The sequence below is a fragment of the Streptomyces sclerotialus genome, assembly GCF_040907265.1.
GTDB classification, from domain to species: domain Bacteria; phylum Actinomycetota; class Actinomycetes; order Streptomycetales; family Streptomycetaceae; genus Streptomyces; species Streptomyces sclerotialus.
The window spans coordinates 4,016,601-4,027,500 of record NZ_JBFOHP010000002.1; the positions used below are offsets into that span (position 1 = coordinate 4,016,601).

General features: G+C 67.8%; 8 protein-coding genes, 2 rRNA genes and 1 pseudogene (1 of these 11 running past the window's edge). 1 reads left to right on the forward strand and 10 read right to left on the reverse strand.

Annotation, left to right across the window (positions count from 1 at the left end; all coding sequences use genetic code 11):
- Positions 1–60: 60 nt before the first annotated feature.
- The gene (locus AAC944_RS17880; protein ID WP_030620364.1) at positions 61–1,266 is read left to right on the forward strand and encodes a DUF5667 domain-containing protein; all 1,206 of its coding nucleotides are present in this window, start codon (positions 61–63) and stop codon (positions 1,264–1,266) included.
- Between the two features lie 120 nt (positions 1,267–1,386).
- Here the strand turns inward: AAC944_RS17880 and AAC944_RS17885 are convergent, their stop codons facing one another.
- From AAC944_RS17885 to AAC944_RS17930, 10 genes and pseudogenes are all read right to left on the reverse strand, one after another.
- Positions 1,387–2,391: a lysophospholipid acyltransferase family protein gene (locus AAC944_RS17885; protein ID WP_030620368.1), complete on the reverse strand. Its 1,005-nt coding sequence runs from the start codon at positions 2,389–2,391 to the stop codon at positions 1,387–1,389.
- 14 nt (positions 2,392–2,405) lie between these two features.
- Positions 2,406–3,455, reverse strand: coding sequence for an NAD-dependent epimerase/dehydratase family protein (locus tag AAC944_RS17890; RefSeq protein ID WP_030620371.1), 1,050 nt, complete (start codon positions 3,453–3,455; stop codon positions 2,406–2,408).
- Positions 3,456–3,742: 287 nt separating this feature from the next.
- Positions 3,743–3,841, reverse strand: a complete 99-nt coding sequence (locus tag AAC944_RS17895; protein ID WP_003948845.1) for a 30S ribosomal protein bS22 — start codon at positions 3,839–3,841, stop codon at positions 3,743–3,745.
- A 163-nt stretch (positions 3,842–4,004) separates the two neighbouring features.
- The gene (locus tag AAC944_RS17900; RefSeq protein ID WP_014144137.1) at positions 4,005–4,214 is read right to left on the reverse strand and encodes a helix-turn-helix domain-containing protein; all 210 of its coding nucleotides are present in this window, start codon (positions 4,212–4,214) and stop codon (positions 4,005–4,007) included.
- A gap of 191 nt (positions 4,215–4,405) precedes the next feature.
- Positions 4,406–5,166, reverse strand: a pseudogene (locus AAC944_RS17905) (phosphatase); the annotation flags it as partial.
- Between the two features lie 117 nt (positions 5,167–5,283).
- Positions 5,284–6,459, reverse strand: a complete 1,176-nt coding sequence (locus AAC944_RS17910; protein WP_030620380.1) for an acetoin utilization protein AcuC — start codon at positions 6,457–6,459, stop codon at positions 5,284–5,286.
- Entirely contained in the window at positions 6,410–7,669 is a 1,260-nt protein-coding gene (locus tag AAC944_RS17915; protein ID WP_030620382.1) for an MFS transporter, read from the reverse strand. The genes AAC944_RS17910 and AAC944_RS17915 overlap by 50 nt, the downstream gene beginning before the upstream one ends.
- Positions 7,670–7,754: 85 nt before the next feature.
- Entirely contained in the window at positions 7,755–8,399 is a 645-nt protein-coding gene (locus tag AAC944_RS17920; RefSeq protein WP_030620384.1) for an HAD family hydrolase, read from the reverse strand.
- 77 nt (positions 8,400–8,476) lie between these two features.
- A 5S ribosomal RNA gene (rrf, locus tag AAC944_RS17925) occupies positions 8,477–8,593 on the reverse strand.
- Positions 8,594–8,669: 76 nt separating this feature from the next.
- Positions 8,670–10,900, reverse strand: a 23S ribosomal RNA gene (locus AAC944_RS17930); it runs 891 nt beyond the window's last position.

Sequence of the window (10,900 nt, forward strand, 5' to 3'; positions counted from 1 at the left end):
CTGCTGGATCGTCAAGCCAGTCCGGGGAGTCGAGCGGGATGATGAGAGGAGGTGCCGCCCGTGATCGCGAACGTATCGACGCACCGGCGGGCTCACGCCTTCGCCCAGGCTCTGGAGGACCAGGACTTCCAGGGCGCGGCCGATGAGCAGATCGACACACCGGGGCAGGAGCCGGCGGAGCCCGAAACGGCACGGCTGCTGGCAGTCGCCGGCGGCCTGGGGGAGCTCCCCAAGCCCACGCTGGACCCCGAGGCGCGCACGATCCAGCGCGCCCAGCTCATCGCCGCGATGGAGGCCGCCTTCGCCGAAGGCGGCGCACCCTCCGACGGCGCGAAGGTGCCCCAGCAGCGCGGCGTGCGAGGCGCGCACCGCGCCGCCAAGTCACTCGGGCGGCTGCGTCCACGGTCCCGGCTGTCCAGGAGGCTCGCCGCCGGCGGGCTGACGGTCGGCGTGGCGGCGGGCGCGCTGAGCGGAGTGGCCGCCGCGAGCTCCGACGCGCTGCCCGGCGATTCGCTCTACGGCCTCAAGCGCGGCATGGAGGACCTCAAGCTCGGCATGGCCGAGGACGACTCCGACCGCGGCCGGCTCTACCTCGACCAGGCCTCCAGCCGGATGCACGAGGCCCGTCGGCTGATGGAGCGCCTGAAGTCCGGGCCGCTGGAGCACGAGACCCTGTCCGAGGTGCGCAGGTCGCTGTCGGGTGTCACCCAGGACGCCGGCACGGCCCACCGGCTGCTGCACGGCGCGTACGAGCGGGACGGTTCGCTCGGCGCCATCCAGGCGCTGGACTCCTTCACCTCGTCGCACCGCGACGGCTGGGCCCGGCTGCGGGACCGGCTCCCGGTCCAGCTCGCCGACGTCTCCCGGGACGTCAGCTCGGTCTTCGACGCCATAGACGAGGAGGTCGGGCCGCTGCGCCCGCTGCTGCCGAAGAAGGACGCCGACAAGAGCGCCGGGCACGGCACCCCCTCCTCCGGCGTGCCGGAGCAGGACCCCTCGGCGGAGCCGTCCCGTTCCGGCAGCCCCTCGGCGAGCGGCAAGCACGACGACTCGCCGACGCCCAGCCCGTCCTCGTCCGCCTCTTCGAAGGAGGACGGCCTGCTCGGCGGCAGCACCGGCGGCCTGCTCGACCCGCCGAAGGACGACAGCCCGTCCCCCTCGGAGGGCGAGCGCGAGAGCGACGAGCCCGCCGAGCCGGACGTCACCATCCCGCCGCTGCTTCCGGATCTGCTGCCGGACCTCGGCGTCGAGGGCCGGGGCGAGTAGCGGCGCGCGGCGAGTGCGGCGCGCCGCCCGCGGCCCGGCGGCGCCGGGTGGTCTTCCGGTCCTTCCCTCCAGAAGAACACCCGGCGCCGTCGCATGCGTACGGGCCCGCCCCGGCGGGCGTCAGAAGAACACCGAACGCCGTTGCACCAGCAGCTTGTAGAGCGTGTGCTGAATCGTTTCGCGCACCTGGTCGGTGAGGTTGAACATCAGCATCGGATCGTCCGCCGCCTCCGCCGGATACCCGTCCGTCGGAATCGGCTCACCGAACTGGATGGTCCACTTCGTCGGCAGCGGCACGGCGCCCAGCGGCCCCAGCCACGGGAACGTCGGCGTGATCGGGAAGTACGGGAAACCCAGCAGCCGCGCCAGCGTCTTGGCGTTCCCGATCATCGGGTAGATCTCCTCCGCGCCCACGATCGAGCACGGCACGATCGGCACCCCGGCCTTCAGCGCCGTCGACACGAAACCGCCGCGCCCGAAGCGCTGCAGGCGGTACCGGTCCGAGAAGGGCTTGCCGACCCCCTTGAAGCCCTCCGGCATCACGCCGACCACCTCGCCGCGCTCCAGCAGCCGCTCGGCGTCCTCCGTGCAGGCCAGCGTGTGTCCGGCCTTCCGCGCCAGCTCGTTGACCACCGGCAGCATGAACACCAGGTCGGCCGCCAGCAGCCGCAGGTGACGCCCCGCCGGGTGCTGGTCGTGCACCGCGACCTGGAGCATCAGGCCGTCCAGCGGCAGCGTCCCGGAGTGGTTGGCGACGATGAGCGCCCCGCCCTTGTCGGGGATGTTCTCGATGCCCTTCACCTCGACCCGGAAGTACTTCTCGTACAGGGGTCGCAGCACGGACATCATGACCTGGTCGGTGAGCTCCTCGTCGTACCCGAAGTCGTCGACCTCGTACTCACCGGTGAGCCGTCTGCGCAGGAAGCTGAGCCCGCCGGCGAGCCGCTGTTCCCAGGACGTGCCCTGTTCCCCGGGCACGTCACCGGGGGCCGCGGCCTCCGGCTCCTCCTGGCGCGGCGGTGGTACGGGCGTCAGGCCCGCGCCCCGCGCCGTGTCGCCCGACCGCTTGGTCCTTCTCCGCGAGCGCGGCTCCTCGCCGAACGGGATGACCTTGGCGTCCGCCATCGTGGGTGAACTCCTCACTGGGTCTGGGCACTGGCTGCGGGCAGCAGCGCGGCGAGCCGGTCGACGGTACGGGAGACGGTCTCCGGCGGCAGCAGGCCGGGCCCGCGGCTGCGGACGAACTCCGCGAAGGTCTCGGCCGTGGTGTACGCCGGTTCGAACCCCAGTGTCTCGCGCATCTGGGTCGTCCGGACGACCCGGCCGTGCGTGAGCATCCGGACCTGCTCCGGCGAGAAGTCCGTGACCCCGAGCTGGCGCAGCATCGAGCCCGCCCAGGTGACCGTCGGCAGCAGCAGCGGCAGGGTGGGCCGGCCCAGCCGCCGCGCGCACTGCGAGAGCAGCAGCACGCCGTCGCCCGCGATGTTGAACGTGCCGCTGTTGAGCGTGCCCCGGCGGGGCTCGGCCGTCGCCAGGCGCAGCGCCTCGATCGCGTCCTCCTCGTGCACGAACTGCAGACGCGGGTCGTACCCGAGGACGGTGGGCAGCACGGGCAGCGAGAAGTACTCGGCGAGCGGGGAGTCCGCGCACGGCCCGAGGATGTTGGCGAACCGCAGCACGCAGACCGCGACGTCGGGCCGCCTGCGGGCGAAGCCGCGTACGTACCCCTCCACCTCCATGACGTCCTTCGCGAAGCCGCCGCTGGGCAGCGACTTGGCGCCGGTGGTCTCGGTGAAGACCGCCGGGTCGCGGGGCGCCGAGCCGTACACACTCGTGGAGGACTTCACGACCAGCCGCTTGACGTGCGGTGCCTTCTGGCAGGCGCCGAGCAGCTGCATCGTGCCGATGACGTTGGTCTCCTTGACCGACGAGCGGCTGCCGCGGGAACCGAGCGGGGTGCCGTGGATGTCCATGTGGACGACGGTGTCCACGCCGGTCTCGGCGAGGACCTTGGCGATGGCCGGATGTCTGATGTCGGCCTTGAGGAATTCCGCGCCACCGAGGTGGTGCTCGGGCGGCACGGCATCGACACCGATCACCCGGTCGACGTCGGGGTCGCGCTGGAGCCGGCGGACGTAGCGGCCGCCCAGCTGACGTGCGACTCCCGTGACGAGCACGACCTTGCCCAAGATCAGCCCTTCCTTCCCACCATCGTCCCCCGCCCGCCCCCGCACGTGCCGAGATGTGGCGGCCCACGCTATCCGGTCGTTGTTGCGCTGTGATGACCTGTGGACAACCCCCAGCGACTTTCGGCCTGGTCCGGTCCTGCGCACAGTCTTCCGGACGCGGCCCCGGTCATGCGGCTTCCGCTCGGCGTGCCGGTGCCGGGTACCCCGCTTCCGGGTGTGCGTGCCCCCGAACGCACCGCAGCCCCCCACCGTGCGGTGGGGGGCTGCGGAGTCGCACTCAGCGTCGCTTACTTCTTGTTGCGACGCTGAACACGCGTGCGCTTGAGCAGCTTGCGGTGCTTCTTCTTCGCCATCCGCTTGCGCCGCTTCTTGATAACAGAGCCCACGACTACCCTCGCTCACTTCGAATCACTCGGTGCGGGGCGTCCGAGCCCACACTACCTACATCGGGCCAGCCTACCTGGCGCCGAGCGTACGGCGTAATCCGAGGGTCACCATGACCTCCGTACGGCCTCACCGGGCCCCGGAAAGGGCTCGTCAGGCCCCCCGTCAGGCCGATTCCACCCCCACGTAGGACTCGCGGAGGTAGTCGTGGACCGCCTGCTCCGGTACCCGGAACGACCTCCCCACTCGGATCGCGGGCAGATGACCGCTGTGCACCAAGCGGTACACGGTCATCTTCGACACTCGCATCACTGTGGCAACTTCCGCCACAGTAAGGAACACGACCTCATTCAGAGGCCTCTGGTCTGCAGCCATGACACACCTGGTCCTTCCGCACATGACGGGCACCGGCTTCCCCTCCGGTGACTCTTCGTCGCTATGCGCTCACTCCCCAGGTTAGGGGCGGGTGATGCGAGTGGGGAAGAGGAGTAGCCATCGGCCGCCTACTGTGACAGACACGCTCGATTGAGTACATAGCGAGTAAGCGGTCGGTAGTAATCAGACCGCACAGCGTCATCAAGCGGAACTACGACGGACACCCGCCCCTCCGCCTGCCCGACGAACAGTGCCGGATCGTCCGTATCCGCCAGGCCGATGGCCTCAAAGCCCAGCTGACCTGCTCCGCAGACCCATCCGTGGTCCCCGATCACGAGCTCGGGAAGGGGCCCGGCGGCGTCTGCGGCAGCACCAAGAGCACTACGAACCGGGAGGGGGAGTGCGTGTGAATCCCCGGCTCCCCGAGGTCCCCCCGCACGCCGGGTTCGCGCATCCGCGCGACTCCTCGTACGTACGCAAGGTTGTACGTGCGTACCCCAAACCGGGTCACTATGTCGATACTTGTGCCGTACGCAGGGGTGAGGACGGGGCATCCCGCCGCCGACAAAGCGTCTGCAAGGCCGCTGTAGAAGCCGCCGAGACGGTCCGGATGGCCCGTGCCGATCAGTACCGGCGACCGGCTGCCGGCCGCCTCCCCCAGCCGGTCGGCGAACGCATCCAGCGCCGCCACGGTCCGGTCGGGGTCGATCACATCTGTGCCAGAAATATGCGCAGGATCGGCCGAAACACCGCACCGCTCTCCCATGAGCCCGAGCAGATCACCGAGGGACCACTCCCCTTCGGGCTCCAGTCCGATCAACGCGCGAGGGTCCCCTGCCGCGAAGAGGCGGTAGCGGTTCAGGCTCTTCTCCCGCGAGGTCGCGATCGACCCCGCGAGCCGTGCTCCGACGAGATGCGCCCGCAGCGCGCCAGTGCTCGACACGCCGCCCATGCTGACGCCCGGACTCCCACCGCATGCCCTGACTGATGGGTAATCACACGTACGAAGGGTCCGAGCGGCGGGAAGATTACGTAAGAGGGCCGACCGGCTCCGCTCCTGGAGCAGGGGCTAGGGCAGCAGTCCGTGCGCCGGGAACACCGCCCGGCGGGTGGCCAGGATCGCCTGGTCCAGCCGGTCCGCCGGGTCGTACCCGCTGTCGGCGAAGTCCCGGAACACCGGCTCCCGGCCGTCCGTCATCCGCCGCGGTCCCGGCTGCCGCGTCAGCCGGTACACCTCGTGCCGCCACTCCTCCGGGATGTCCGTCGCCGGGTCCAGCGGCTGCCCCGCGGCGATCGCGACCAGATGCGTCCAGGTCCGCGGCACCACGTCGACCACCGCGTAACCGCCGCCGCCGAGCGCGACCCAGCGCCCCTCGCAGTGCTCGTGCGCGAGCCGGTGGCAGGTCTCGGCCACCGCACGCTGCGCGTCCACGCTCACCGCCAGGTGCGCCAGCGGATCCTCGAAGTGCGTGTCGGCGCCGTGCTGGGTGACGATCACGTCGGGCCGGAAACCGGCCACCAGCTCCGGTACCACGGCATGGAAAGCACGCTGCCAGCCGTCGTCCCCCGTGCCGGCCGGCAGCGCCACGTTCACCGCGCTGCCCTCCGCACCCTCGGCGCCGGTCTCCTCCGGCCAGCCGGTCTGCGGGAAGAGGGTGCGCGGGTGTTCGTGCAGCGAGATCGTCAGGACGCGCGGGTCCTCCCAGAACGCGGCCTGCACACCGTCCCCGTGGTGCACGTCGACATCGACGTACGCCACCCGGCGCGCGCCCAGCTCCAGGAGGCGCGCGATCGCCAGCGCCGCGTCGTTGTAGATGCAGAAACCGGCCGCCCCGCCCGGCATCGCATGGTGCAGCCCGCCGGCGAAGTTCACCGCGTGCAGCGCTGTCCCGCGCCACACCGCCTCGGCCGCGCCCACCGACTGCCCGGCGATCAGCGCCGATGCCTCGTGCATCCCCGCGAACGCCGGGCTGTCCACGGTACCGAGTCCGTACCCCGTCTCCGCCGCCTTGGGATCGGCCGAGGCCCGCCGCACGGCGTCGATGTAGTCCTCGCGGTGCACCAGCCGCAGCGTGGACAGGCCCGCCGCCTTGGCCGCCGTCAGCTGCACCGGCGCGCGGTCGAGGCCGTACGCCTCCACCAGCCGCATGGTCAGTGCGAGCCGCACCGGGTCCATCGGGTGCCCGGGCCCGAAGTCATAGCCCGTTACTGCCTCGTCCCACATCAGCTGTGCGCGGCCGCTCATGTCCGCCACCGTATCGGGCCCGCTCACCGCCGAACGATGGGGCGTACACCAAAGTCGCCAGCACGAGCACCATCGGCACCAGCATCGCCCCGCGGTAACTCCAGGCATCCCCCACCGCCCCCGCCAGCGGTGAACCGACCAGAAAGCCCGCATAGTTGAAGATATTCAGTCGCGCGACGGCCGCGTCCGATGCTTCCGGACCGCCCGCCGGACCGTGTGCCTCGTACGCCTGCCGGCCCGCCGCCGCGAACGTCTGCGGCACGATCACGCACAGCCCCAGGCCCAGCAGCGTGAAGCCCGCCATGCCCGGCCACGCGCCGGGGGCCACGGCCACGACGGCGAACCCCGCGGCGGCCACCACCGCGCCCGTCCGCACCACCGCCACCGGCCCGAACTTCCGTACCCCCAGGTCCCCCACGGCCCTCCCCAGCAGCGTGGTGACCATGTAGACGTTGTACGGCACGGTCGCCAGCTGCTCCGAGCTGCCCAGCACGTCCTGCAGGTACTTCGCGCTCCAGTTGGAGACCGTCGAGTCCCCGATGTACGCGAACGCCATGACGAGGCAGAGGGGGAGAAGCAGCCGCATCGAGAGGGAGACCCGGGCGGCACCCTGGCCCGCTCGTCCGCGCTCCTGATCGACGTACCAGTGCCCGGCGATCAGGACGGCCGGTACGGCCACTGCGGCGACCGGCCCGTACAGGAGCGCCAGCGGCAGCCCCCAGTGGGCACCCGCCCACGCCAGCGAAGCGCCCAGGATGCCGCCGAGGCTGTAGACCGCGTGGAAGCCGAGCATGATGCTGCGCCCGTAGGCGCGCTGCAGACCCACCCCGAGCATGTTCATCGCGGCGTCCAGCGCCCCGACCGCCACCCCGAACACCGCCAGGGCCACGGCCACCTGGGCCAGGCCGCTGCCGGACCCCACCGCGACCAGCGCCAGGCAGGCGACCGGCTGCGCGGACCTCAGGACGAGGGCCGGCCGGACCCGCTTCACCAGCTGCTCGGTCGCCACGCTGCCCACTCCGGCCAGCACCGGTACGGCGGCGAGGAAAGCGGGCAGCAGCCCGTCGGAGATCCCGTACCGGTCCTGGATGGCCGGTATCCGCGTCACGAGCAGTGCGAACACCACCCCCTGGACGAAGAAGCCCAGGGCGAGCGCGGCCCGGCCGTGCCGGAGGCGCGGCTCAGGGGCGCGCCCGAAGGGGACGGTCATGGCCGGATGGTCACGGCGGAAGCGGTCATGGCCGGACAGCGTAGAACTCGCCGCTACCGATGGGTAGATGAATCACACAACTGCCTCACACGAGGAAGTCCGGGAGCATCGCCATCTCGGAGAAGAGCGCGGTCGCACCCGCCAGCCGGTCGGCCGGAGTCATGGCCGTGAACCCGTACACGTCCATGCCGGCCGCTACCGCCGCGCGCACCCCCAGCGGGCTGTCCTCGATGACAGCGCACCGCTCGGGAGCCACGCCCATCTTCTCCGCCGCGTGCAGGAAGAGGTCGGGCGCCGGCTTGCCCCGCCCCACGTCCTCCGAGCTGAAGATGCGCTCGTCGGCGAACCACCGGTCGAGCCCCGTCTTCCGGTGGCCGACTCTGATCCGCTCATGGCTCCCGGAGGACGCGACGCAGTACGGGATGCCGGCCGCGGCCAGTTCTGCCAGCAGTTCCGGCACCCCGGTGACGGGCGTCAGCTGCTCCTCGAATGCCGCGAAGACCCGCGCGTGGAACGTGGTGTCGAAGTCCGCCGGCAGCTGCCGGCCGGTCCGCTCGGCGACGAGGTCGTGCACCCGGTGTATCGCCGCTCCCATGTAGTCGCGGATGGATTCTTCGTACGTCGTCGGGTGCCCGAGTTCGGTGAGGTAGCCGGCCAGGATGGTGTTGGAGATCGGCTCACTGTCGACGAGCACACCGTCGTTGTCGAAGATCACCAGGTCGTATCGCATGGCAGAAACCCTAAACGCCGGGCCGTGAACGCAGGAAAGCCCCGCACCATACGGTGCGGGGCTTTCCCACAAAAATTGTTCGGCGGCGTCCTACTCTCCCACAGGGTCCCCCCTGCAGTACCATCGGCGCTGAAAGGCTTAGCTTCCGGGTTCGAAATGTAACCGGGCGTTTCCCTAACGCTATGACCACCGAAACACTATGAAGATAACAACTCCAGCCGACAAGGCGAGTTCGTTACTTCAGAACAAACACAGTGGACGCGAGCAACTGAGGACAAGCCCTCGGCCTATTAGTACCAGTCAACTCCACCCGTTACCGGGCTTCCATATCTGGCCTATCAACCCAGTCGTCTACTGGGAGCCTTACCCTCTCAAGGAGGTGGGAGCACTCATCTCGAAGCAGGCTTCCCGCTTAGATGCTTTCAGCGGTTATCCCTCCCGAACGTAGCCAACCAGCCATGCCCTTGGCAGGACAACTGGCACACCAGAGGTTCGTCCGTCCCGGTCCTCTCGTACTAGGGACAGCCCTTCTCAATACTCCTACGCGCACAGCGGATAGGGACCGAACTGTCTCACGACGTTCTAAACCCAGCTCGCGTACCGCTTTAATGGGCGAACAGCCCAACCCTTGGGACCGACTCCAGCCCCAGGATGCGACGAGCCGACATCGAGGTGCCAAACCATCCCGTCGATATGGACTCTTGGGGAAGATCAGCCTGTTATCCCCGGGGTACCTTTTATCCGTTGAGCGACGGCGCTTCCACAAGCCACCGCCGGATCACTAGTCCCGACTTTCGTCCCTGCTCGACCCGTCAGTCTCACAGTCAAGCTCCCTTGTGCACTTACACTCAACACCTGATTGCCAACCAGGCTGAGGGAACCTTTGGGCGCCTCCGTTACCCTTTGGGAGGCAACCGCCCCAGTTAAACTACCCACCAGACACTGTCCCTGATCCGGATCACGGACCCAGGTTAGACATCCAGCACGACCAGAGTGGTATTTCAACAATGACTCCACCATGACTGGCGTCACGGCTTCACAGTCTCCCACCTATCCTACACAAGCCGAACCGAACACCAATATCAAGCTATAGTAAAGGTCCCGGGGTCTTTCCGTCCTGCTGCGCGAAACGAGCATCTTTACTCGTAGTGCAATTTCACCGGGCCTATGGTTGAGACAGTCGAGAAGTCGTTACGCCATTCGTGCAGGTCGGAACTTACCCGACAAGGAATTTCGCTACCTTAGGATGGTTATAGTTACCACCGCCGTTTACTGGCGCTTAAGTTCTCAGCTTCGCCTGGTCGAAACCAAGCTAACCGGTCCCCTTAACGTTCCAGCACCGGGCAGGCGTCAGTCCGTATACATCGCCTTACGGCTTCGCACGGACCTGTGTTTTTAGTAAACAGTCGCTTCTCGCTGGTCTCTGCGGCCACCACCAGCTCAGAGGGAAAACCTCATCACCAGCAATGGCCCCCCTTCTCCCGAAGTTACGGGGGCATTTTGCCGAGTTCCTTAACCATAGTTCACCCGAACGCCTCGGTATTCTCTACCTGACCACCTGAGTCGGTTTAGGGTACGGGCCGCCATGAAACTCGCTAGAGGCTTTTCTCGACAGCATAGGATCATCCACTTCACCACAATCGGCTCGGCATCAGGTCTCACCCTTCAACGTGCGACGGATTTGCCTACCGCACGGGCTACACCCTTACCCCGGGACAACCACCGCCCGGGCTGGACTACCTTCCTGCGTCACCCCATCACTCACCTACTACAAGTCTGGTTCGTCGGCTCCACCACTCCCCTACGCTCCGAAGAGCTCAGGGCGGCTTCACGGACTTAGCATCGCCTGATTCGATGTTTGGCGCTTCAAAGCGGGTACCGGAATATCAACCGGTTGTCCATCGACTACGCCTGTCGGCCTCGCCTTAGGTCCCGACTTACCCTGGGCAGATCAGCTTGACCCAGGAACCCTTAGTCAATCGGCGCACACGTTTCTCACGTGTGAATCGCTACTCATGCCTGCATTCTCACTCGTGAACCGTCCACAACTCGTTTCCACGGCTGCTTCACCCGGCACACGACGCTCCCCTACCCATCACGATCCCCGTTGGGGGTCATATCGCAATGACACGACTTCGGCGGTGTGCTTGAGCCCCGCTACATTGTCGGCGCGGAATCACTTGACCAGTGAGCTATTACGCACTCTTTCAAGGGTGGCTGCTTCTAAGCCAACCTCCTGGTTGTCTCTGCGACTCCACATCCTTTCCCACTTAGCACACGCTTAGGGGCCTTAGTCGATGCTCTGGGCTGTTTCCCTCTCGACCATGGAGCTTATCCCCCACAGTCTCACTGCCGCGCTCTCACTTACCGGCATTCGGAGTTTGGCTAAGGTCAGTAACCCGGTAGGGCCCATCGCCTATCCAGTGCTCTACCTCCGGCAAGAAACACACGACGCTGCACCTAAATGCATTTCGGGGAGAACCAGCTATCACGGAGTTTGA